Source organism: Streptomyces sp. NPDC026301 (genome assembly GCF_055567935.1).
This window is the reverse complement of record NZ_JBVHPN010000015.1, coordinates 170,027-193,317: the sequence shown is the minus strand read 5'-3', so window position 1 is coordinate 193,317 and position 23,291 is coordinate 170,027. Positions and strand designations below refer to the sequence as shown.

The window sequence follows — 23,291 nt, the reverse complement described above, 5'->3', positions numbered from 1 at the left end:
GCTGCCCTTCGGGTGCGGTGCGGGGCCGCACCCGGAGGAAGGAGGCGCGCGTGCCGCTGTCCGACGCAGCCCGCGACCTGGCCCTGCGCTGCGAGACGCGGGTCAACGAGCTGGCCCGCGAGATGTCCGGAGACGTGTTCGCGCACATCCCCGGATACGCCGAGCTGCCCGACGACATGAAGGACGTCGAGATCGCCGCCACCGCGCGGCACGGGCTGCGCCTCTTCATGCGGCGGGCACGCGGCCAGGACGGCCGCCACGGCGACCATGCGCTCTTCAGACAGCGCGCAGCCCAGCGCGCGGAGGAGGGGCTGCCGCTGCACCTGTTGCTGCGCACCCACGCGCTGGGCACCTACGCCCTGTGGGAGACGCTGCGCGACGAGGCCCGCCCCGGTGAGGAGGCCGCCCTCGCCGAACTGGCCGACTTCCTCCTGCGCAACCAGGGCAGCGTCATCGGAGCGGTCGCCGAGACCTACCTCGACGAACGCGCCGCGCTGGACGCCGAACGGCGCGAGGAACGGCGCACACTCGCGCGTGCCCTGATCGACGGCGCGCCGGCCGCCGACCGGGACGCGCTGGAGGAACTGGGCCTGGACGGCCCCGTCACGGTCCTCGCGCTGCGCCTCCCGCCGGCCGACGGCCCCGCCCCCGCACCGATCGCGGTCCGCCGCGGCCTGCGGCGCCTGCAGACCGCACTGGAACGCGAATTCGGCACCGAGGTACTCCTCAGCCTGGACGCCGCGGGCGGCCACGCGCTCGTACCGGGCGCACCGGAACCCGCCGACGGCCTGGCCCGTCGGCTGGCCCGCGCGTACGGCGGCCCGGTGCGCTGTGCCGCCGCACGGGCCGAGAGCCCCGGAGGCGTCCCGTACGCCGCCCGTACCGCCTCCGAGGTGATCCGCATCGCGCACGCCTCCGGACGGCCCCCGGAGCTCCACCGGCTCGCCGACGTGCTGCTCGAGTACCACCTCTCGCGCCGCGACGAGAGCAGCCCGATGATCGCCGCCCTTCTGGACCCGCTCGACGGCCGCCCCGAACTGACCGACACCCTGCGCGCCCACCTGGAGACGTGCCAGGACCGCCGTGCGACCGCACGGACACTCGGGCTGCACCCGAACACCGTCGACAATCGCCTCGCCCGGATCGCCGAACTCACCGGCATCGACCTGGCCTCCCCACGGGGCACCACCCTGGCCCTGTGCGCGCTGCTCCTCAGAGACAGCGCTCCGGAACCGCCTTCGGAGGAGCGCCCCGGCCGCTCGCCCTCGGGGGCGGGTCAGCCGATGTCGCGCCCGTAGGCGCGCAGCGTCAGCAGCGCCTTGAGGGTCACCATCGGGCGGCATTCCAGCGCGGTGCCCGGCGCCCACGCCCGCCAGTTCAGCGGCCAGCCGCCGTCCTCCTCCTGAAGAGCGGCGAGGTGGTCCAGCGCCCGGTCCATCTCCGCGTCCGTGAACCAGCCGCGCGCCGGGGACGCCGGCGTGGGCGCGTAGTCGTACGCGAAGTGGTGCTCCCCGGGCGCGTACCCCTCCGCCACCGGGATCTCGTGCGCCCGCTCCGGCTCCACGACGACCAGCTCCTGCTCCCGTACGAGCCGGCCCAGCCGCTCGGCGGCGGCAGCGGCGCGCGCCCGGTCCGGCACGCCCTCCAGGAACCGCAGCGCGGCCTCCGCGCCGTACGGGTGCGTCTTCTCCAGGGACTCCACCGCCTGCCAGCAGTAGTCCGTCGCCCGGAACAGCCAGGCGTGCCACACCTCGTTCCGGTGCAGCAGCCCGACCACCGGGCCGGTCGCCAGCAGATCGCTCGGCGGATCGTCCACCACCGGGATCCAGGGCGCCGCCGGATAGCCGCGCAATGAAGGGTGCAGGGCAGGCAGCGCACCTTCGGGGGTGGAGATGTGCGTCAGGTAGCGGCAGACCTGTTCCACCCGGCGGCCGTCGCAGCGCCCGATGGCGTCCAGTACCCCCAGCGCGTGCGCCGTGTGCAGCGGCTGGCTCACCGGGCCGCGCAGGTCCGGCTCCAGGGCGTGCCCGTACCCGTTGTCGTCGTTGCGGTACGCGTCGAGCGCGGTCTCAACGGCGTCCGCGCTCCCGCCCAGGAAGTGATGTTCGAAGCGGCGCTGTTCCAGGACCCGCGCGGTGAGCCAGATGAAGCGCTCGGCGCGCGCCAGAGGGGTCGTCGGTGGGCTTGCGGTTTCGGCCATGGCCCGACGGTAGGACGGAACCCGCGGCCGGTCAGCGGCTCGCGCACGGCTGCACTCTCAGGGCGGGATACTGGGGTCATGCGGTTGACGGACTTCTGGCAGCGGATGGCGGACCATTTCGGCGCGGCGTACGCCGACTCCTTCGCGCGCGACTACGTGATGTCCGACCTGGGCGGCCGGACCGTCCACGAGGCGCTCGACGCGGGCTGGAGCGCCAAGGAGGTCTGGCGCGTGGTGTGCGCCGTCATGGACGTGCCGTACGAGAAGCGCTGACCGCACCGCGCCACCCGGCTCCGCCTCCCCGCAGATCCGACCCGTGACGTGGGTCAGGGCCCGCGATGTCCGACCCGTAGGCGAGACTTGAGCCGTGTCCGCGACTCCGAAGCCCACCGGCCCCGACGACCGACGACCGAACGCTCCGCGCAGTGCTGCGCGGATGCCGCGCTGGCTGCCGCGCGCGATGGTGCTGGCACTCGCCCTGCTGGCCTGTTTCCAGCTGGCGAGCTGGGCGTTCCACCAGCTCATCTCGCTGCTGCTGAACATCCTCATCGCGTTCTTCCTGGCGCTGGCCGTCGAGCCGGCGGTGGACTGGATGGCGGCGCGCGGCATGCGGCGCGGCGGCGCCACCGCGCTGGTCTTCCTCGCCATCCTGATCGTCGGGGTGGGGTTCATGACCCTGCTCGGTTCCATGCTGGCGGGTCAGATCGCCACCATGGTCGGCGAGTTCCCGCAGTACCTCGACTCCGTGATCAGCTGGACGAACGACACCTTCCACACCCACCTCTCGCGTGTGGAGGTGCAGAACAACCTGCTGAACTCCGACTGGCTGCAGCGGTACGTCCAGGACAGCGCCAACAACGTCCTCGCCGTCTCCGCGACCGTCCTGGGCTCGCTGTTCAACCTGCTCACGGTGACGCTGTTCTCGTTCTACTTCGCGGCCGACGGCCCCCGGCTGCGCCGCGCGCTGTGCTCCGTACTGCCGCCCACCCGGCAGGCCGAGGTGCTGCGCGCCTGGGAGCTCGCGGTCGCCAAGACCGGCGGCTATCTGTACTCCCGCGGCCTGATGGCCCTGATCTCCGGCATCGCGCACTACGTCCTGCTGGAGATCCTCGGCGTGCCGTACGCGCCGGCGCTGGCCATGTGGGTCGGCCTGGTCTCGCAGTTCATCCCGACGATCGGCACGTATCTCGCGGGCGCGCTGCCGATGCTGATCGCCTTCACGGTGAACCCCTGGTACGCGGTCTGGGTGCTCGGCTTCGTGGTCGTCTACCAGCAGCTGGAGAACTACCTCCTGCAGCCGCGGATCACCGCGCGCACCGTGGACATCCACCCAGCCGTCGCCTTCGGGTCGGTCATCGCCGGCACGGCGCTGCTGGGCGCGGTCGGCGCGCTGATCGCCATCCCCGCGACGGCGACGCTGCAGGGCTTCCTCGGCGCGTACGTCAAGCGGTACGAGGTCACGGACGACCCGCGGGTGCTGGGGCGCGGCCGCCGCAGACGGGGCGCATCGCTCCTGGCCAAGGTGCGGCACATCCTCCACGCGGAGCAGACGGAGGCGCCGCTGGACGAACGCCGGCGGTCCGAGGGAGAGGACCGGACGGGAGAGCAGGACCGGGGAGCGGACGGGGAGCCCGGCACCGACCGGCGCCGGGAGGACGACGGGCCCGGCGACGACTGAGCGGTTCCGGGGCCCGGCCCGGGGCTCTGGCGCGGCGTGGTGCGCTTGACACCAAAATCGAACATCCATTCTTATGAGGGCTACGGCCCCTATTTTCTGGGGGTTCCCTGGAAGTTATCCACAGGCCGGGGCCGGGTCCGGGCGCATTGTCAGTGGCAGGCGTTAGCGTCATGGACGTGAAGCGATCGACTCAAGCGAACCGGGTGGAACCCATGGCAGGCACTGACCGCGAGAAGGCGCTCGACACCGCACTCGCACAGATTGAACGGCAATTCGGCAAGGGCGCAGTGATGCGCATGGGTGACCGGCCGAACGACCCCATCGAGGTCATCCCGACAGGGTCGACCGCGCTCGACGTGGCCCTCGGCGTCGGCGGCATCCCGCGCGGCCGCGTGGTCGAGGTGTACGGCCCGGAATCCTCCGGTAAGACGACCCTGACCCTGCACGCCGTCGCCAATGCGCAGAAGGCCGGCGGCCAGGTGGCCTTCATCGACGCCGAGCACGCCCTCGACCCCGAGTACGCCAAGAAGCTCGGCGTCGACACCGACGCCCTGATCCTCTCCCAGCCGGACAACGGGGAGCAGGCCCTGGAGATCACGGACATGCTGATCCGCTCCGGTGCGCTGGACCTCATCGTGATCGACTCCGTCGCCGCCCTGGTGCCGCGGGCCGAGATCGAGGGTGAGATGGGCGACTCGCACGTCGGCCTCCAGGCCCGGCTGATGAGCCAGGCGCTGCGGAAGATCACCAGCGCGCTCAACCAGTCGAAGACCACCGCGATCTTCATCAACCAGCTCCGCGAGAAGATCGGCGTGATGTTCGGCTCGCCGGAGACCACGACCGGTGGCCGCGCCCTGAAGTTCTACGCCTCGGTGCGCATCGACATCCGCCGTATCGAGACCCTCAAGGACGGCACGGACGCGGTCGGCAACCGCACCCGCTGCAAGGTCGTGAAGAACAAGGTCGCCCCGCCCTTCAAGCAGGCGGAGTTCGACATCCTCTACGGCCAGGGCATCAGCCGCGAGGGCGGCCTGATCGACATGGGCGTGGAGCACGGCTTCATCCGCAAGTCCGGCGCCTGGTACACGTACGAGGGCGACCAGCTCGGCCAGGGCAAGGAGAACGCCCGTAACTTCCTCAAGGACAACCCCGACCTGGCCAACGAGGTCGAGAAGAAGATCAAGGAGAAGCTGGGCATCGGCGTGAAGCCCGCGGACCTGTCGGCGGAGCCCGGTGCGGACGCGGCGGCCGAAACGCCGGCCGAGCCTGCCAAGGCCGTCCCGGCCCCCGCGGCCAAGGGCGCCAAGGCAGTCAAGGCCGCAGCGGCCAAGAGCTAGTCCTCCGCCGTGACCCGCCGAACGCACTGGCCCGACAGCGGCGAGCACGACGCCGCGCCCGTCGCCGATGGCGGCAGCCCGGACAGCGGTGGCCCGGCCTCGTCGAGGGCCGGGGACGGGCCGCCGCGCACACCCGAGGAGCAGGCGCGGGCGATATGCCTGCGCCTGCTCACCGGAAACCCACGCACGAAGAAGCAGCTCGCGGACGCGCTGCAGAAGCGAGGCATCCCCGACGAGGCGGCCGAAGAAGTGCTCTCCCGCTTCGAGGAGGTCGGGCTGATCGACGACGCGGCGTTCGCCGGGGCGTGGGTGGAGTCCCGGCACCACAGCCGCGGCCTGGCCCGCCGCGCGCTCGCCCGGGAGCTGCGCACGAAGGGCGTGGAGTCGTCGCTGATCGACGAGGCCGTCGGACGGCTCGACCCGGAACAGGAGGAGCAGACCGCCCGAGAACTGGTCGACCGCAAGCTCCGGTCCACGCGGGGGCTGGACCGTGACAAGCGCCTGCGCCGCCTCGCGGGCATGCTCGCCCGCAAGGGCTACCCGGAGGGCCTGGCCCTCCGCGTCGTCCGCACGGCCCTCGAAGCGGAAGCCGCCGAGGAGGACGCGGACGCGGGTGCCGCGGATTTCCTCGACGAGTACATGCCGGGGGGCTGAGACGAGTACGCGCGGTGCGGCGTCGAGCGCGTGGGGATGAGCGCTTGGGGCGAGCGCTGCGCTCAGCGCTCGGGGATGAGCGCTGAGCCCGGCGCTCAAGGCTGAGCGAGTACGGAGGGACGAGGGACTGGGAGGGGTGGGGGCGGGGGGGGAGGGCCCCCCGGGGGAGACGGGCCTGAGGAAGCGGTCCAGCCCCGAGGAAGGGGTCCAGCCCCGAGGAAGGGCTCCAGCCCTGAGGAAGGGGCCCAGCTCCGAGGAGGCCCCCGGTCACCGAGGTGGGTTCACCGGTAGGCCGGCCGTGCGCCAGGATTGGAAGCCGCCGGTGAGGTCGGTGGCGCGGTGCAGGCCGAGTCGGCGGAGGGAGACGGCGGCGAGGCTGGAGGCGTATCCCTCGTTGCAGATCACGACGATGCGGAGGTCGCGGCTCGTGGCCTCGGGCGCGCGGTGGTCCCCCGTCGGGTCGAGCCGCCACTCCAGCTCGTTGCGTTCCACGATCAGCGCGCCCGGGATCGTGCCGTCCCGCTCGCGCAGCGCCGCGTAACGGATGTCCACCAGCAGCCCGCCGTCCCGCTGGACGGCCGCGGCCTCGTGGGGCTCCACCCGGTCCAGCTCCGCGCGGGCCTGCGCCAGAAGGTCGTCGATCGCGCTCATGCCCATTCCTCCGGACGCTCGATCTCCTCGAGCCGCAGTACGGCGCCGCTGCGGCTGTAGCGCCGCATCAGGGGGAGCGGCGGGTAGTAGGCGTGTACGGACACGGCATGGGCGGACGGCGAGGCGTTGAACACCTCGTGCACGTGGTGGGGGCCGAAGGCCCGGCCGCGGCCGTCGCTGAGCCGTCGTTCGCGGTCCACGTCCGCCGCGAGTTCGAGCGTCTTCCAGCCCTCGGTGGGCAGCCGGACGGCGAGGGACTGTTCGGTCAGCTCGCCCGCCGCGGCGGCGAAGGCGCCCCGCGAACCGCCGTGGTCGTGCCAGCCGGTGCCCGTTCCGGGCGGCCAGCCGATGAGCCACGCCTCGCTGCCGCCCGGCCCGTCCAGCCGGATCCAGGTGCGGCCCTCGGGGTCGAGGGGGAGGGAGGCGATCAGGTCGGCGTCGGCGGCGGTGCGGCGGACGAAGTCGAGCAGGTCGGCGGCGCTGGGGCCCCCGCTCTCGCTGGGGCCCCGGCCCTCGCTGGAGCCTCGGTCGTTGCCGGAGCCTCGGTCGTCGGTGGTGGGCTGGTATGAGGAGTGCTGCTGGGCGGGGTACGGGACAGCTTGCAGGGAGATGGAGCTGCGTACGTCGGGCACGAGGACCGTCCTGGAGGTCGCGAGGGAGCGCGCGGCGAGCGGTGTGAACCGGCGGGCGGCCGAATGCATACGCCTGGTTCGGCGCATACGTCTGTTCCGGCGTGAGCTTCCGCGAGGCACGCGTACGGACGTCGGGGGACGCCTACGGACGTCGTGGGACGCCTACTGACGTCGTGGGGCGCGTGCCTCGGAGACGCACGTACGCCGGTGTGCCGGTACGCCGCGCGAAGGACAACTGTGATCCGGGACCGGAATCAGAGATCCAGAAGTCGGAGATCCGGAATCGGAGATCCAGAAATCAGCGAGTTCAGGGATCGGGGTCCGGTCAGCAGGACGGGCGACACACGCAGCCCGCGTAGCGGACCAGGTCCAGATGGACCCTCCGCCAGAAGTGCGAGTCGGTGTCTGTCACGCTCCGTAGTGAAACATGGGGTTCGGGCACTGGTCAATCGCAAGACGGGAGCGGTGGCTGACTACGGACCCCATGGCCGACCAAGGACCCCATGGCTGACCAAGGACCCATGGCCGACTAGGCACGCCCGGACCCGGACCCGGGCCCAGCACCGGGGGCCGAACTCTCCGAAGTATCCGGAGAGTTCGCCCCCTCGCCCCCGCACAGCGCCCGCGCGCACGCCTGGAGTTCGGTGGGGCGGACGCCGGCCAGGGTGGTGATGAGGTGGCCGTCGGGGCGGATGAGGACGACGTTGTGGGCGGCGGCGCCCGGGTAGTACTCCGCGACCAGGATTTCCGCTGTCACCGGAAGCGCCGCCACCGCGTCGTTCAGCTGCGGCATCAAGCCCGCCGACATCCAGTGCCGGCGGTCCCACACCCCCGTGCCCGGCGCGACCAGGACGACCAGCAGGCCGTGCCCCAGCCGCTCCCGCAGCCGTACGGTCGAGCCGTCGGGCGCCGTCACCGCGACGTCCGCGACCGGCCCGCCCGGCTCGGTGCCCACCCGGACCGCGCCGGCCGGCGGGGCGGCGGGCGCCAGCGGCGACCGGTCGTACACCGGAGGCGCGCCCAGCGGCCCCCGCCCCAGGTGCCCGTCCGTCAGCAGCGACGTCCGCCCGCGCCCGGCCGCCGTGACCACACCCCGCAGCCGCCCCCGGGCCCCGCCGTCGCGCAGCAACGGCAATGCCTGGTCCGCGGCGCGCAGGCGGGCGGCGACGGCGTTCCTGCGCTCCGCCTGGTAGCTGTCCAGCAGCGTGTCCGAGGCGCCGTGGTGCCAGGCGAGCGCGAGCTTCCAGGCGAGGTTCTCGGCGTCCCGCAGCCCCTCGTCCAGGCCCTGTGTGCCCAGCGCGCCGAGCAGGTGCGCGGCGTCCCCGGCGAGGAACGCCCGCCCGGAGCGCCAGCGCCGCGCGAGCCGGTGGTGGACGGCGTGGACCCCGGTGTCGAGCAGTTCGTACGGAGGGACGAGCGAGCCGCCCCCGTGGCCGCCCCCACCGTCGTCCCGACGACCGCCCGGACCCGTCCCCTCGTCCGCTCCGGCACCGGCCTCGCCCACGAGGGCTCCGCCCGCGCCCACTCCTCCCGCGCCGGCTCCGCCCCTTTCGACCCGGCGGCCCGTATCCGTACCGGCCGCCCAGCCCCCCAGCGTGTCCCGGATGCGTGCCACGAGTGCGTCCGGGGTGACCAGGTCGCGGCCCGGCGGCAGCAGCCAGTCCAGCCGCCAGACGCCGTCCGGAAGGGGGCGGGCCGTCACCTCGCCGGCCGGCCCGCCGATGATCCCGGCCCGGCCCGCTCCGGCGGCGCCGCCGCGCGGGGGCGCGCGGTGCAGCAAGGCCTCGCCGGGCCAGGGGAGTTCGGTACGCAGGGCGGCGACGGCGTGCCGTTCGACGGCGGTACGGCCGGGGAAACGGATGTCCAGCAGCTTGCGTACGGTCGACCGCGGGCCGTCGCAGCCGATGACGTAACTCCCGCGCCACCATGTGCCATTGGGGCCACGAGTGTGGACGCCGACGCCGTCGCGGTCCTGGGTCAGCTCGTCGACGCGGCTGTCGGTGACGACCTGTACGAGCGGTTCGTGGTCGAGGACGGTGCGGAGGGCGCGGGCGAGGGCGTGTTGGGGCACGTGTATGGGCGACAGGAAGGCGTGCATGCCGTCGTCGTGCGCCGCGCCGGTCAGCGCGCGCGCCGTGAGCGGCCTTCCGTGAGCGGCCGACGGCCCCCCGCGAGAGCCCCGGTCCGGCCCTTCGCCCAGGCCGTCACCGGCACCGGCACCGGCACCGTCGGCAGCGTAGCCGTCTTCTCCGGCCCCTTCCGTCCGGGCAGCCCCTTCCGCCCTGACGACCCCTTCCGTCCAGGCAGCCTCCTCCGCCCTGACGGCCACGACCCCTGTGCCGGTGGCCGTCCCCGCCCCCGTCCCCGTCCCCGCGAATTCCGTCCGGTCCAGCAGCCGCCGGCGCTGCATCGTGCGCCAGGCCGTCCAGCGGGTGCCCTCGGCGCCCAGCGTCTCGGCGCAGCCCAGGCGGGCGAGGAAGGCGGCGGTGTCGGGGCGGAGCACGGCGGTACGGGCGAGCCGGACCTCTTCGCGGCCGTCGGTCTCGTCCAGTACGACGACGGGGATGCCGAGCCGGGCGAGGGCAACGGCGAGGGAGAGGCCGACCGGGCCGGCCCCGGCCACGATCACCGGGTCCACGACGCTCCCCGGAAGCGGAGGTTGTCGGGGGCGACAGCGGCACCGCGGCGGGCGGTCCGGCGCCCGGCAGGTGTTCTCGCGGGCCCGCCGGACGGCACCGGTGGTTCCGCCGCGAGGTCCGTCCGGCGTCTGGCGGCAGCGCGCACCGTGCGGCTCGAGCCGACCTGACCGGGGCTCAGCCGCAGGTTCTTACGGGACGTACGTGGACTGGCAGTTGAGGCCCGGTGCGCGATCACACAGCGTATGCAACCCAGTGCGGGCGTGCCCCGTCAAGTGACAGAGGCAGCGGCGCATCGGCCGCTGCCTCAACCATGTTCGTCCGTGCTTCGGTCGATCCCTGTCCAGGAAGGCTGCGAGGGATCGGTCCGGCGGGTGCGGGGATGCGTCCGCGTACGGCGTTGCTACTTGCCGGCCGGCCCGCTGGTGGTCGCCCCGTCGATGGCGTCCATGGCGTCGCCCGCGGCCAGCGGCTGGCCCGCCCCGGCGACCGCGATGCCCGTCTTGGCGCGGCGGCCGCGACGCTCGATCCAGTTGGCGAGCGCGGAGAGCAGCAGACACATCGCCACGTAGATCGCACCGCCGACGATGATCATCGGCACGTACGGGTTCTCGTCGTTGACGACCGTGTTGCCGGCCAGCTGCTGGATCGCGTACAGCAGCTCCTGGTAGGTGATGACATAGCCGAGAGAGGTGTCCTTGAGGGTCACCACGAGCTGGCTGATGATGGTCGGGAGCATCGCGCGGACTGCCTGCGGGATGAGAACCGACGTCATGACCTGCGTCTTGCTCATGCCGATCGCGTACGCGGCCTCGCTCTGTCCCTTGGGCACGGAGTTGATGCCCGCGCGCAGCACCTCCGCCTGGACGGAGCCGTTGTAGACGGTCAGGCCGATGACCAGCGCCCAGAACTGCGTTCCCTCACCGGTGAAGCCCAACTCGGTCTTGTAGCTGAGGAAGAGCACCCACAGCACGTAGATCGTGATCAGCAGCGGGACGGCACGGAACAGCTCGATGAAGCCCGTGGTCAGCCAGCGCACCGGCTTGTGGTCCGAGAGCCGGCCCACGGCCAGCAGGACGCCGAGGACCAGCGACAGCACCGCGGCCACCGCGAAGACCTGGAGCGTCGTCAGGACGCCGTCGCGGATCGTGGTGCGCACCCCGGCGTAATTGAAGATGTCCCACATCTCCGGTGCCAGCTGGCCTTTGGCGGCCAGCCGCATGATGGCGAACACGATGAGGGCGAGCACGGCGAGCGCGCCGACGACCGAGTAGACCCGGTTGCGTACGCGGGCCTTCGGACCAGGTGCGTCGTAGAGGACACTGCTGCTCATGCTTCCGCCTTGCTTCGCTCGGCCGTGCGCTCGGGCGACGGGCACTTCGTGAGGGTGTTCTCGCTGAGCGCGTTCATCGGGCCACCTCCAGGCGGCGCTCCAGCAGCCGGAAGAGGCCGCTGATGGTGAAGGTGATGATCAGGTAGGCCAGCGCGATCCACAGGAAGATCCAGCCGATGGCGAAGCCCTTGTCGCTCAGCAGCTTGGAGACGTTGAACAGCTCGGTGTTGCTGAAGGCGCCCGCGATCGCGGAGTTCTTGGTGAGCGCGATGAAGATGCTGCTCAGCGGCGGGATCACGGTGCGGGTGGCCTGCGGCAGGATGATCATGCGCAGGGTCTGGAAGAAGGTCATTCCGATGCTGCGGGCGCCCTCCGCCTGACCGAGCGGCACGGTGTTGATGCCGGATCGCACCGCCTCGCAGACGAACGAGGAGGTGTAGAAGCCGAGCGCGAGCGTGGCCAGCACGAACGGGCTCGTGCCGGGGAAGAAGATCTGCGGGACGATGAAGAACGCGACGAGGAACAGCAGTGTGAGCGGCGTGTTGCGCAGCAGCGTGACCCAGCCGGTGCCGAAGGCGCGCAGCGGCGGTACGGGGGAGACGCGGAAGCCGGCTATGAGGATGCCCAGGACAAGAGCGAGTGCCCCGCTGGCCGCGGTGAGCGCGAGGGTCCCCAGGAAGCCTTCGCGGAACTGCGGGAGATGATCGAGGAGTACGTTCATGGGGTCTCCGCGGTGGCGGTGAGAAGGTGGCGGCGGACGGGCGCGGGACGCCGGCCCCGTACAGGGACGTTCACGAGGCAGCGCGCCCCGTACGCCCGCCGCGGCGGGCGTACGGGGCGCGGCCGGCTCGGGCCGGTGGTGAGCGGTGCGGTCAGTAGCGGGGCAGCGGCGTCTTCGGCGCCTTGTACGGCGAGCCGGACTTGCCCAGCGTGCCTTCGTACGCCTTCTGGTAGTCGCCGTTCTTGATGTGCGCCTCGATCGCGTCGGAGACCGCGTCGCGCAGCGCCTTGTCGTCCTTGTTCATGCCGACGCCGTAGGGCTCCTCGGTGAACGGCTTGCCCACGAGCTTCAGCTTGGTGGGACGCTCCGCGGCGTACCCCTTCAGGATCGCGTCGTCCGTGGTGACCGCGTCGACCTGCCCGTCCAGCAGCTGCTTGACGCAGAGGGAGTACTTGGAGAGCTCCGTGGTGTCGGCCCCGTACTTGGGCTTCTTGATCTCCTGGAGCGGCGTGGAGCCGACGATCGAGCAGACCTTCTTGCCCTTGACGGAGTCCGGCCCGGTGATCTTCTTCTCGTCCTTGCGCACCAGCAGGTCAGCGCCCGCGGTGTAGTACGGGCCCGCGAAGCCGACCTGCTTCTTGCGCTCGTCGTTGATCGTGTACGTGCCGACGTAGTAGTCGACCTGGCCCTTGGAGATCGAGGTCTCGCGGACGTTGGAGTCGACCGTCTTGAACTCGATCTGCTTGGCGGAGAAGCCGAGGTCGGCGGCGATCATCTTGGCGATCTCGATGTCGAAGCCCGTGCGCTTGCCGTTGGAGTCCTGGAAGCCCAGGAACGGCTGGTCCGCCTTGGCACCCACGATGATCTTGCCGCGCTGCTGGGCCTTCTTCAGCGTCGGGGAGTCGACCTTGACGTCCTTCGCGACCTTGTACGTCCCGCTGAAGACCTTCTCGCCCTTGGGCTTGTCGCCGGCCGTGCCGGACTCGCCGCCGCACGCCGTCGCCGTCGCGGCCAGCGCGAGCACCACAGTGGCCGCAGTGGCCGTCTTACGCATCCTCATGGTGAAGTTCCTTCGGTTCAGCGGGTGTGGGCAGTCATCGGGGGCCACTGCGGGCTCAGTGGTGCAGGATCTTGGAAAGGAAGTCCTTGGCGCGGTCGCTGCGCGGGTTGTCGAAGAACTGCGTCGGCTCGGCCTCTTCGACGATCCGGCCGTCCGCCATGAAGACGACGCGGTTCGCCGCCGAGCGCGCGAAACCCATCTCGTGCGTGACGACGACCATGGTCATGCCGTCCCGGGCGAGCTGCTGCATGACCTCCAGCACCTCGTTGATCATCTCCGGGTCCAGTGCCGAGGTGGGCTCGTCGAAGAGCATCACCTTCGGGTCCATCGCCAGCGCCCTGGCGATCGCCACGCGCTGCTGCTGGCCGCCGGAGAGCTGGGCCGGGTACTTGTCCGCCTGGGTGCCCACGCCGACCCGGTCCAGCAGCGCGCGGGCCTTCTGCTCGGCCGCCTTCTTGTCCGCCTTGCGGACCTTCAGCTGGCCCAGCGTCACGTTCTCCAGGACCGTCTTGTGCGCGAAGAGGTTGAAGGACTGGAAGACCATGCCGACGTCGGCCCGCAGCCGCGCCAGCTCCCGGCCCTCCTGGGGCAGCGGCTTGCCGTCGATGGTGATGCTTCCGGAGTCGACGGTCTCCAGGCGGTTGATCGTGCGGCACAGCGTCGACTTGCCGGACCCGGACGGGCCGATCACCACGACGACCTCGCCGCGCCTGATCGTCAGGTCGATGTCCTGGAGCACGTGCAGCGCGCCGAAATGCTTGTTGACCCCTGTCAGCACGACCAGCTCGTCCAACGCCGGGGCGGGGCCCCCGGGGTCCTTGGTCACCGATACTTCGCTCATCGGCGGGTAGCTCCGTCCTCCTCGGTTGAGAGGACAGTAGTGACGCACCGCGATCAGCGTCAGTACATCTGAGCGGAAATTGAGCATAACGATCCGGCTGCAAAGGGACACTCTGGGTGAACGGGGCGCGGGGTGCGTGGACGCGCCCGGCGACCGGTTTGCGGAGGGCAACGGTCCGTTCCGTACGGGCCGGTACCGGCTGGGTAACAGATGTCCGTACTGGACCGGCTGCCCCTTGACGGGTCCGCCGCCGATCGCGGTAGATGCCCTGATGGCCTGCGACGCGAGCCGGTGAGAGGGGGAGGGCCGATGCGGCTGCTGCTGGTGGAGGACGACAACCACGTCGCCGCGGCGCTGTCCGCGGTGCTCGCCAAGCACGGTTTTGAAGTGGTGCACGCCCGCAGCGGCGAGGAGGCGCTGCACGCGCTCGTACCGGACGCGGCGGAGCCGTTCGCGGTGGTACTGCTCGACCTGGGCCTGCCCGACCAGGACGGATTCGAGGTCTGCGGCCGGATACGGAAGCTCACGAGCACCCCGGTGATCATGGTGACCGCGCGCTCCGACGTCCGCTCGCGCATCCACGGCCTGAACCTCGGCGCCGACGACTACGTGGTCAAGCCGTACGACACCGGGGAGCTGCTGGCCCGTATCCACGCGGTCAGCCGGCGCAAAAACGTGCACGGCCCCGGGGAGCAGGCGGCCGAGGAGGCGGGCGGCGAGCACCTGCTGCGCATCGGTGCCGTCACGATCGAACTGGCCACCCGCCAGGTCTCGGTCAACGGGGGCGCGGTCCCGCTGACCCGTAAGGAGTTCGACCTGCTCGCCCTTCTTGCGCAGCGCCCCGGGGTGGTCTTCCGCAGGGAGCAGATCATCAGCGAGGTGTGGCGGACGAGCTGGGAGGGCACCGGGCGCACTCTGGAGGTGCACATCGCCTCGCTCCGTTCCAAGCTGCGGATGCCCGCGCTGATCGAGACGGTGCGCGGCGTCGGTTACCGGCTCGTGGCGCCCGCCCCCGCGCCCCCGGCCTCCTGACGGTCGTCCGGCACCGTGCGCACCCGCCTCCTCCCGCTCCTCATCGTCCTGCTGGCCGGTGTGCTGCTCGCGCTCGGCTTTCCGCTGGCCGGCAGCCAGGCGGCGGGTGAGCAGCAGCGGGTGGTGGTGGACCGGATCGACGACGCGGCGCGCTTCGCCTCACTGGCGCAGTTCGTCACCGCCCGGCCCGGCGTCGACGGCCGGGCCTCCGCCGAGGACGAACGGCTGAGCACGCTCCGTACGGAGCTCCAGCGGTACCACGATCTCTACGGCATCCGTGCCGGTGTCTTCTACCGCGATCGCACCCCCATGGCCGCCGCGCCCGCGCACTGGCGGGTACCGAGTACGGGGGAGGGGCGGCAGGCTTTCGACGAGGCGCTCGCCGGGCGGCGCAGCCACGACCCGCACCAGGCGTGGCCCTGGGACGACCGCCGGCTGCCGGTCGCCTCGCCGGTCATCCGGGACGGCGATGTCGTCGCGGTGGTCTTCACCGACTCGCCCACGGAGCAGCTGCGTTCGCGGATCCTGCACGGCTGGCTGTGGCTGGTGGCGGGGGAGGCGCTGGCCATGCTGGTCGCGGTCGGGGCCGCGTTCCGGCTCACGGGGTGGGTGCTGCTGCCCGTACGGACGCTGGACGCGGCCACCCACGACATCGCCACCGGGCGGATGAAGTCCCGGGTGGTCGCCGGTTCCGGGCCGCCGGAACTCCGCAGGCTGGCCCGGTCGTTCAACGAGATGGCGGACAACGTCGAGGACGTGCTGGAGCAGCAGCGCGCCTTCGTCGCCGACGCCTCCCACCAGCTCCGCAATCCGCTCTCCGCCCTCCTCCTCCGTATCGAACTGCTCGCGCTCGAACTCCCCGAGGGGAACGAGGAGATCGCCTCCGTTCGTACGGAGGGCAAGCGCCTGGCACGGGTCCTGGACGGCCTGCTGGACCTGGCGCTGGCCGAGCACGTCCCCGCCGACCTGCAGCTCACCGATGTCGCCGCGCTGGCTGCCGAGCGGGCCGACGCCTGGCGCCCGCTGGCCGACGACAAGGGCGTGACGCTGCGGTACGACGGGCACGGCGCGGTCACGGGCTGGGCGGACCCGGTGGCGCTCTCCAGCGCCCTGGACGCGGTCGTCGACAACGCCCTGAAGTTCACCCCGGCCGGCGAGGAGGTCACGGTCGCCGCGGCCCCCGAGGGCGAGCGGGTCCGGATCACCGTCGCCGACCACGGCCCCGGGCTCACGGACGAGGAACTGGAACGGATCGGCGACCGCTTCTGGCGCAGCGGCCGCCATCAGAACGTCTCCGGATCCGGCCTGGGCCTGTCCATCACCCGCGCCATGCTCGCCGCGGGCGGCGCGGAGATCGCCTACGCCCCGAACGCGCCACGCGGCCTGTGCGTCACCGTCACGGTCCCGCGCGACCGGCCGCACGAGGGAATGCCGCCGACGCCCTGATCTTGTCAGTGGTACCCGCGACAATGGTGGGGTTGCCGTGGAGTGGGGGACTTGATGGGCATCAAAGTGGCGGTTTTCTTAGCGTTGTTGTGTGCGGTTCTCCTCCCGGAGCCGGCGTACGCGGCGCCTAAGGATGGCTGCGCGGCCGGCTCGCTCACCAAGGCCGACGTCACGGCTTCCCTGCGGATGACGCACGGCGGCCGCGAACAGACCAGGGTGACCAGCCGGCTGACCGTGCGTGTCCCGCTGAGCTGGCCGCGCGCCCGCGACCTGCTGCTCAGCGAGGACAGCGACGCCTACCGCGCCGCGATGCGCTGTCTCCTGCGCCCCGGCGACGGGCGGCAGATCAACCAGGTGAACGAATGGCGGCCGCCGGACAGCCCCGAGGCCGTTCCGGTCAAGGACGGCGTGCGGGTCGTCTTCGACGCATACACCTGGATCGACGACCGGAGCAGCTTCGAGCCGGGGCCCTGGCGCATCGAGGTGGGGCACGCGCGCTGGCGCGTCCGCCTCGACCCGCCCGCTGCCCTGAAGAAGGCGCACTGGCGGCGGATCGAGGTGGACCCCGGCGAGCCGGGCGCCCTGCAGGTCTCGCCCCGCATCACCAAGGGAAAGGACAGCACGGCCCTCATATGGGAGCCGAGTGCGAAGAAGCCGGTGCCCGAGGTGTCCGTCCGGCTGGCTCCGGACTGGGTGCGCTCGTGGTCCGCGCAGGCCAACAAGCTGCCGTTCAGCAACCTGGACCGCTCCGGCTACCTCCTGCACGAGTTGCTCATCGCGGTGCTCGCCCTGTACTTGGCCCGGGCCGCGCGTCGGCACGCGCCACCGGCCGGGGACGAAGCCGCGGCGAGCCGCACGCTGCTGCAGTGGAGCGTGCTCGCGGCCGTGGTGGTCCTGGTCATCCATGGGGACGAGATCGTCTTCCAGACACTGCAGGAGTACCGCCCCGGTCTCGACTGGTTCAGCCTGCGGACCATGAGCGGGATGCTGACGTGCCTGGCGCTCGGCTGGCTGCTGCTGGCTTTCGGCCGGGTACCGGCGCCGTTCGTCCACGCCGCCGGCATCGCCGCGGCCGGCGCCCTGCCGTACGCGTTGGGTGTGTGGACGCCGGGCAGTTGGGAGGCACTGCTCCCCGCCGGGATCGCCGGCGGGGCCTGCGTGTTCACCGCAGTCCTCGGGGGCTTCGCGGCGGCCAGGAGGCTCGCGGCGGACGGCGGCCTGTACGTGCCGTCCCGGCCGCGCCCCAGGCTCCGCACCGTGGCCCCCTGGGCCGCCGTCACCGCCCTCGTGGCCGTCGGCTGCTATGTGTGGACCTCCGAGCGGCAGTGGCGCCGCACCTCGTGGCCGAGCGACCACAGCGATCCGCGATACGGGGTGCGGCACGCCGACTTCCTCGGCGACAACCTGGCGTGGTTCGCCGACTACGCCCAGGACTGGCTGTTCGGTTGGGCCCTGCTCCTCACCCTGATCGGCCTCCTCGGTGTGCTGCGTGCCCGCGCGCTGCGCTCCGGTGCCCCGGCGCGCGGTCCCGAAGGCGTGGAGTACCGGCTGGTGCTGCTGCTCTTCGCCGCCGGTGCTGGGCTCTTCCTGGGGGTCTTCGCCTACGACGCCGTGCTGTCACCGCTGTGGATCGCACTGAATGCCGTGGCCCTGCATCTGCTCCTGGAGGCGGGCCGCAGCCGTGCGGTGCTCTGTCAGCGCCTCGAAGCCTCGGGCACTCCGCTCGCGGAGGCCGTCACCGAAGCGGGGCGCACCCGTCTGATGGACGACTCCCGCAGGCACCGCGAGATACACGCCAAGCTGCGGCGGCTGGACCAGGGGCAGTCCGACGACGGAGCGCACACCAGACGCGGCTTCGAGCGCGACCTGAAGGGGCTGCACCGACTGCGTACACCGTCCGGGAAGACGGACCGGCTGCCCCCGAAGATCAGCGTGGTGGACGTCGCGCTGGCCTGGGGCCCGCGGGACACATGGTGGGCCAATGGCGTACGGACCGCCTCGTTCGCCGCCGTCCTGGGCATCCCGGCGAGCGGTTTCCTGGTGTGGGTCGACAGCGTGAGCGGCGAGGCCTGGACCAGGACGCTGTACTGGGGGTTCGGCCTGCCGAACCTGGTCGTGAGCGCTGTGTACTGGGAGGTGGTCTGGGGCTGTCTGGGATTTGCCCTCGGGACCCTCTGGCGGCTCCTGCCCGGCCGCCGGGGCCCGGCGAAGGCGCTGCCGATTGCGCTGGCCTACGCCTTGCCGGGCGGTGTGGACGCCGTGGGAAACCAGCTGCTCGACCAGGGGCAGGGAAATCTGGTGCTGTACCTCGTCTGCGCCCTGCTCGTGCTCACGCTCACCGGCGCCGCGGTGGACCTCGACACTTTCAAGGGCGAGCGGCGCTACTGGAACAGCCGCTACTCACTCCTGCTGTCCGTGTATCAAATGCGCTATTTCTCCATACAGGTGGCGTATGTGGTCGCGCAGATCGTCGCCCTGATCACCGTCTGGGAGTTCCTGTCGGACGGCGGGGGCGCGCCCTCGAAGGAGCTGGGCAAGCCTTGACCGGGCGGAGCCTTACGGCTTCGCCGAGACGTAGTACCGCCGGGCTCCTTCGTGCAGCGGCAGTGGGTCGGTGAAGACGGCGGTGCGCAGGTCGACCTTCTGGGCGTCGTGCACCTCGCGGCCGATGCGGTCGCGGCTGTCTATCACCGTCCGCGTCATGGCCCGGGTCAGGTCGGGGTCCTCGCGGTCGGTGGTCACCAGCAGGTTCGCCACCGCGATGGTCTTCACGGCCCGGTCGTCCTGCGCCTGCGGATACGCGTCCGCCGGCATCACCGCCGCCCGGTAGTAGCGGCTGGCCCTGCCCTGCGCGTGCAGCGGCTCGATCAGGTCGCCGAGTTGCACCAGCCGTACGGGGAAGCGGTCGGCCAGCCGCTTCACGGCCGTGGTGGGCAGCCCGCCGGACCAGAAGAACGCGTCGAGCTTTCCGCTCTCCAGCAGCCGCGGCATCGTGTCGATGCCGACCCGCTCCGCGTGGATGTCCCGGTCGAAGTCCAGCTTCGCCGCGCGCATCAGCCGGCGGGTGATCAGCTGTACTCCGGAGCCGTCGGCGCCGACCCCGACCCGCAGCCCCTTCAGGTCGCGCGTCGAGCGGACCTTGGAGCCCTTGGGGACGACCAGCTGCATGTAGTCGTCGTAGAGCCGCGCGCACGCGCGCAGCCCGGTCGCGCCCCGCCCGCCGGCGACCTGGTACGTGGCGACTGCGTCGGCCGCCGCGATGGTGAACTCGGCGCGCCCCGAGACGAGTTTGCGGATGTTGTCGACGGAGCCCTCGCTGCGGGACAGCGTGACGTCGAGATCCGGGAGGTCGTGCGCGAGGTCCTGCTTCAGCAGCTCCCCGTAGCGCGCGTACACCCCGGTGGGCACCCCCGTGGCCAGCGTCACCCGCCCGCCCGGTGCCTGCGGCCCGCCCGGCAGCAGGCACCACAGCAGCAGGCCGGCGACGGCCGCCGCCGCGACCGCCATCTGCAGCGCCCGGCGGCCGCCGGGCCGGGGAAGGCTGTGGACCATGGCCGGAATCCTGCCAGCCGCGGCCCCCGATAGGGAGGGGCCGACGGCGACCGTCCCTGGTGCGGTGCGCAGCACCCCGTGCCGTGCGGCAGCACCCCGTGACGCGGATGCATATCTCTGTTATATAATTGCTGTATGCATTCATCGTCGACGTCCGACGAACAGCGCATCGAGAACGCCGCTCGCGGGCTCCTCCGGGGCATCGGCAGGCTCTCCCAGGCACTTTTCCGGCTCGGTGAATTCGGCCTGCCGCGTACGCACGTCTCGCTCCTGGACGCCCTGGAGGGCGGCCCCCTGCGGGTCACCGGACTCGCCGCGCGCACCGGCATCGCGCAGCCCCGGGTCACCGTGGTCCTGCAGGAGCTGGAGGAGCGCGGACTCGTCCAGCGCGAGCGCAGCGCCCACGACCGGCGCTGCATCGAGACCTCGCTGACGCCCGCCGGCCGGGAGCTGCTGGAGCGCGCGCGGCAGCGGATGGCCGCGGCGCTCCTCGAAGGGCTGCGCTCGAACGTCGACGAACCGGAGCGCGCCGTGGGCGCCGCCCGGGATGCCGTAACGACCGTCCTGCATGCCATCGAACCGGAGGTCAGTTGACCACGCCAGCCACCGAAACCCCGGACATCACCGACGGCCGTACCGGCCGCGATCCGGCCCGCGACAGCGCCGTGGCACCCCGGCGCGTCGGCGGGCCGAGACGCTGGTGGGACTGGGTGCTCGCCGCCGACCCCGGACTCGGCCAGCTGCAGGCCGGGTGGCGGACGCTGGTCGCCATGATCACCGGGCTCGCGACCGGTTACGGGATGTCCGTGGCGCTCGGCCTGCCCGCCATGCTGGGCATGATGGCCGGCGGCATGATGGGCCTGATGAGCGCGTTCGCCATCGCCGAGAACACCTGGCAGCGGTTGACCAAGGCCATCGTGTGGATGCCGTTCCCGTTCTCCGCCGCGCTGCCGCTCGCCGCCTGGCTGCACCAGTACCGCGCGCTCGAACTCACCATCATGGTGGCCGCGCTCGCGGTGACGTTCTTCCTCGCCCGGTTCGGCACCCTCGCGCTGCTGGCCGGCATGCTGCTCTTCAACGCCTTCATGGTCGGCATGATGGCGAACGTCCCGCTGAACCTCTGCGGCGAGATGTTCCTCGTCGCCCTGGTCTCCGCCGTCGCCATCCTGCTCACCCGCCTCGCGCTGTGCTACCCGATGCCGCGCGAGGACCTGCTCCGTACGCAGCGTGCCTTCGTCGTCGAGGCCCGCCGGGTCGCCGACGCCGCCACCGACGCGCTGGACCCCGACGCCGACCACGAGGTCGCCGTCAAGCGGATGCGGCGCAGCCTGCGCCGTCTGAACGTCACGACCGTCACCATCGACGGCCGCCTCGCCCAGCCCGAGGTCGCCGCCGACCCCGACACCGCCGAGCTCCTCCACCGCCACCTGTTCGACGCCGAGCTGGCCCTGAAGGGCATCGGCCAGTGCGTCCAGCAGCTCACCCGCCTCCAGGCGCCGGCGCATCTCCGGGAGGCCATGGTCGTCGGCCTGGTCATCACCCGGGACACCCCGCTCGGCCGCGCCGACGCGCTGCGCCCCGCCGCCCAGCTCATCCAGCAGCAGGCCAACGCCGTACTGGAGGCCGCCGACGCGGGCTCCGAAGAGGCCGAGGCCGCCGCGCTGGCCCGCCGGGTCGGCCACCTCCTGGACACGCTCGCCGACTCCCTCGCCCACTGGCTCGACCTCGGCTGGAACGCGCCCAGCGCCCGCGCCAAGGTGCCCTTCCAGCCCACCGTCGCGCTGGAGCAGAACCGCCCGGCCGGTACCGGAGCGGTCGCCCGCCGGGTCATCGCCGCACAGAGCGAGAAGGGCTGGCGGCGGGTGGTCCCGTACCTGCGCGCCCCCGTGCACGCCGGGCTCGCCGCCGCCATCGTGTGCCCCATCACCGACGCCATCAACCCGCAGCGCTTCTACTGGGGCCTGGTCGGCGTGATGATCACGCTGTTCGGTACCAACACCACCCACGAGAGGCTGCGCAAGCTCGGCCACCGTATGGCGGGCACCATCGTCGGCGCCGTCGTCGGTGTCGTACTGCTTCGCCTGATCGGTCCCGGGCACATCTATTGGACGCTCGTCGTCATCGTGGCCGGACTGGCCATCGGCTCCTGGGGCATGCAGCGCCAGTACGCCTACTGGGTCGCCGGCCTGGTCACGGCCCTGGTCCAGCTCTACGGCCTGTCCACCCCGTACACGGGCATGGAGAAGCTGCTCAGCGAGCGCCTGCTCGACAACGGGCTCGGCATCGTCATCGCCACCGCCTGCGCCGCGCTGATCTTCCCGGTCTCCAGCCGCAAGATCGCCCAGGAGGCCGAGCGCGGCTACGTCTCCGCGCTGGAACACCTGCTGTCCCAGGTTGCCGAGCGCTGGCAGGACCCCGCCGCCCCGGTACGGCTGCGCGGCGCGGCCCGTGGTGTGGACGCGGCGCTGTACCAGGTGCGCGGCGTGGCCCGGCCGCTGGTCCGGATGCCGATGGGCGTCCGCGGCCGCGGCGCCGAGAACCGCCTCGCGCTGCTCACCGCCGCCACCGGACACGCCCGCTCCCTCGCCGCCGCCGCGGACATCGACATCGACCTCGCCCCGGAGCTGGGCCGGCGCGTCGAGCGGATCACCGCCACCTTCGTGGAGTCCCTGCACGCCCTCGACCGGCGCTTCGCCACGGGGGAGCCCAGCGGCACCTGGGTACGCGTCAGCCCGCTCATCCGGGAGCTGGAGGACGTGCTGCGCGCACCGGCCGGGCCCCGCGCCGACCGCCTCCACCTGGCGCTGCGGGAGCTGGCCGCGCTGGACGAGGCGCTGGCCGGTTACGCCGAGGACCGCGGCCTGACCGTCACGACCGCGTCCCCCGAGCCGGAGCCGGCCACCGAGTCCGCCTCGGCGACGAGGGCCGGCGCGGCCGCGCGGCACGCCGCCGCCACGCTGGACCGCCGCACGCAGGCGGCCCTGGCCGCCTGGCTCGCGCACACCCGGCACGAGGGTGAGCCGGGCGCGAAGCAGGTCCCGGTGGCCACCGGCGCCACGGCGGGCGCAGCAGCCCCGCAGCAGCCCGCCAAGGCCGCTCAGGCGCCCGCTGCCGCGCCCCGCGGACGTACGGCGCCCTCCGGCGCCCGTACGGCCTCCTCGGCCGGCACGTGCACCGTCAGCGGTTCCCTGCACTGCCCGGAACACCCCGGCGGCTGCGAGGCGTGGATCACGGTCGTCAGCGACCGCGGCAAGCGCCGCGCGGGCGTCCGGGCGACCGGCGGCCGGTACCGCATCACGGGCCTGGAGCCCGGCGGCTACACCGTGATCGCCTCCGGCTCGGCGCACGCCCCGACAGCCCGCTTCGTGGCGGTGGACCCCTCCCGGGGCGACGTCCACCACGACATCGAGCTGAAGCCCGCCCCGCGCCCCTGACCCGCTGAACCCGCCCCCTGTCCGTCCGCCCCCTCCGGGATGCCCCCGGAGGGGGCGGACGGCCTTCGGGAACACGTACCCTGG

At 72.2% G+C, this 23,291-nt stretch carries 20 protein-coding genes; 10 read left to right on the top strand and 10 right to left on the bottom strand.

All coding sequences use genetic code 11. From position 1 onward, the window contains the following. Positions 1-50 precede the first annotated feature (50 nt). Complete coding sequence (locus ACZ4MH_RS25750) at positions 51-1,298, top strand: PucR family transcriptional regulator (protein ID WP_351599516.1); 1,248 nt, start codon at positions 51-53, stop codon at positions 1,296-1,298. On the opposite strand, the gene ACZ4MH_RS25745 is transcribed toward ACZ4MH_RS25750, so the two are convergent. Then, the gene (locus tag ACZ4MH_RS25745; RefSeq protein WP_351599515.1) at positions 1,277-2,200 is read right to left on the bottom strand and encodes a hypothetical protein; all 924 of its coding nucleotides are present in this window, start codon (positions 2,198-2,200) and stop codon (positions 1,277-1,279) included. The genes ACZ4MH_RS25750 and ACZ4MH_RS25745 overlap by 22 nt on opposite strands. Before the next feature lie 78 nt (positions 2,201-2,278). On the opposite strand from ACZ4MH_RS25745, the gene ACZ4MH_RS25740 reads away from it, so the two are divergent. The 4 genes from ACZ4MH_RS25740 (at position 2,279) to recX (ending at position 5,869) form a co-directional block, all read left to right on the top strand. Then, positions 2,279-2,473 (top strand): DUF3046 domain-containing protein, encoded by a 195-nt coding sequence (locus ACZ4MH_RS25740; protein WP_351599514.1) that lies wholly within the window; start codon positions 2,279-2,281, stop codon positions 2,471-2,473. A 163-nt stretch (positions 2,474-2,636) separates the two neighbouring features. After that, positions 2,637-3,878 carry an AI-2E family transporter gene (locus ACZ4MH_RS25735; protein ID WP_351599525.1) on the top strand — a complete coding sequence of 414 codons (1,242 nt, stop codon included), beginning with the start codon at positions 2,637-2,639 and terminating at the stop codon, positions 3,876-3,878. Between the two features lie 212 nt (positions 3,879-4,090). After that, on the top strand, positions 4,091-5,215 hold the full coding sequence (recA, locus tag ACZ4MH_RS25730) for a recombinase RecA (RefSeq protein WP_351599513.1): 1,125 nt from the start codon (positions 4,091-4,093) through the stop codon (positions 5,213-5,215). A gap of 9 nt (positions 5,216-5,224) precedes the next feature. Beyond that, positions 5,225-5,869, top strand: coding sequence for a recombination regulator RecX (recX, locus tag ACZ4MH_RS25725; RefSeq protein WP_351599512.1), 645 nt, complete (start codon positions 5,225-5,227; stop codon positions 5,867-5,869). A gap of 267 nt (positions 5,870-6,136) precedes the next feature. Here recX and ACZ4MH_RS25720 read toward each other — a convergent pair whose 3' ends face one another. The 8 genes from ACZ4MH_RS25720 to ACZ4MH_RS25685 all read right to left on the bottom strand — a co-directional run bounded on the left by ACZ4MH_RS25720 (position 6,137) and on the right by ACZ4MH_RS25685 (position 13,743). After that, positions 6,137-6,520, bottom strand: coding sequence for a rhodanese-like domain-containing protein (locus ACZ4MH_RS25720; RefSeq protein ID WP_351599511.1), 384 nt, complete (start codon positions 6,518-6,520; stop codon positions 6,137-6,139). Further along, positions 6,517-6,990, bottom strand: a complete 474-nt coding sequence (locus tag ACZ4MH_RS25715) for a cupin domain-containing protein (protein ID WP_351599524.1) — start codon at positions 6,988-6,990, stop codon at positions 6,517-6,519. Before ACZ4MH_RS25715 ends, ACZ4MH_RS25720 begins: the two co-directional genes overlap by 4 nt. Positions 6,991-7,477: 487 nt before the next feature. Then, positions 7,478-7,564 carry a putative leader peptide gene (locus ACZ4MH_RS25710; RefSeq protein ID WP_351599523.1) on the bottom strand — a complete coding sequence of 29 codons (87 nt, stop codon included), beginning with the start codon at positions 7,562-7,564 and terminating at the stop codon, positions 7,478-7,480. A 117-nt stretch (positions 7,565-7,681) separates the two neighbouring features. Further along, positions 7,682-9,790, bottom strand: a complete 2,109-nt coding sequence (locus tag ACZ4MH_RS25705) for an FAD-dependent monooxygenase (RefSeq protein WP_467754702.1) — start codon at positions 9,788-9,790, stop codon at positions 7,682-7,684. A gap of 401 nt (positions 9,791-10,191) precedes the next feature. Then, on the bottom strand, positions 10,192-11,121 hold the full coding sequence (locus tag ACZ4MH_RS25700) for an amino acid ABC transporter permease (protein ID WP_351589882.1): 930 nt from the start codon (positions 11,119-11,121) through the stop codon (positions 10,192-10,194). 73 nt (positions 11,122-11,194) lie between these two features. Then, complete coding sequence (locus ACZ4MH_RS25695; protein ID WP_351589879.1) at positions 11,195-11,842, bottom strand: amino acid ABC transporter permease; 648 nt, start codon at positions 11,840-11,842, stop codon at positions 11,195-11,197. A 151-nt stretch (positions 11,843-11,993) separates the two neighbouring features. Then, a complete protein-coding gene (locus tag ACZ4MH_RS25690; protein ID WP_351589877.1) occupies positions 11,994-12,902 on the bottom strand; it encodes a glutamate ABC transporter substrate-binding protein in 909 nt (302 codons plus the stop codon). 55 nt (positions 12,903-12,957) lie between these two features. Then, positions 12,958-13,743: an amino acid ABC transporter ATP-binding protein gene (locus ACZ4MH_RS25685; RefSeq protein ID WP_351589875.1), complete on the bottom strand. Its 786-nt coding sequence runs from the start codon at positions 13,741-13,743 to the stop codon at positions 12,958-12,960. 309 nt (positions 13,744-14,052) lie between these two features. Here ACZ4MH_RS25685 and ACZ4MH_RS25680 point away from each other — a divergent pair, with 309 nt between their 5' ends. The 3 genes from ACZ4MH_RS25680 (at position 14,053) to ACZ4MH_RS25670 (ending at position 18,765) form a co-directional block, all read left to right on the top strand. Beyond that, positions 14,053-14,775, top strand: a complete 723-nt coding sequence (locus ACZ4MH_RS25680) for a response regulator transcription factor (RefSeq protein ID WP_351589873.1) — start codon at positions 14,053-14,055, stop codon at positions 14,773-14,775. A gap of 15 nt (positions 14,776-14,790) precedes the next feature. After that, positions 14,791-16,221, top strand: coding sequence for a HAMP domain-containing sensor histidine kinase (locus ACZ4MH_RS25675; protein ID WP_351589870.1), 1,431 nt, complete (start codon positions 14,791-14,793; stop codon positions 16,219-16,221). An 87-nt stretch (positions 16,222-16,308) separates the two neighbouring features. Beyond that, a complete protein-coding gene (locus tag ACZ4MH_RS25670) occupies positions 16,309-18,765 on the top strand; it encodes a DUF6185 family protein (protein ID WP_351589867.1) in 2,457 nt (818 codons plus the stop codon). Positions 18,766-18,777: 12 nt separating this feature from the next. Here ACZ4MH_RS25670 and ACZ4MH_RS25665 read toward each other — a convergent pair whose 3' ends face one another. Further along, entirely contained in the window at positions 18,778-19,773 is a 996-nt protein-coding gene (locus tag ACZ4MH_RS25665; RefSeq protein ID WP_351589864.1) for a TAXI family TRAP transporter solute-binding subunit, read from the bottom strand. A gap of 135 nt (positions 19,774-19,908) precedes the next feature. Between ACZ4MH_RS25665 and ACZ4MH_RS25660 the strand changes: the two genes are divergently transcribed. Together ACZ4MH_RS25660 and ACZ4MH_RS25655 are read left to right on the top strand one after the other, a co-directional pair. Further along, entirely contained in the window at positions 19,909-20,367 is a 459-nt protein-coding gene (locus ACZ4MH_RS25660; RefSeq protein ID WP_351589861.1) for a MarR family winged helix-turn-helix transcriptional regulator, read from the top strand. After that, positions 20,364-23,207 (top strand): FUSC family protein, encoded by a 2,844-nt coding sequence (locus tag ACZ4MH_RS25655; RefSeq protein ID WP_467754701.1) that lies wholly within the window; start codon positions 20,364-20,366, stop codon positions 23,205-23,207. The genes ACZ4MH_RS25660 and ACZ4MH_RS25655 overlap by 4 nt, the downstream gene beginning before the upstream one ends. Positions 23,208-23,291: the final 84 nt, after the last annotated feature.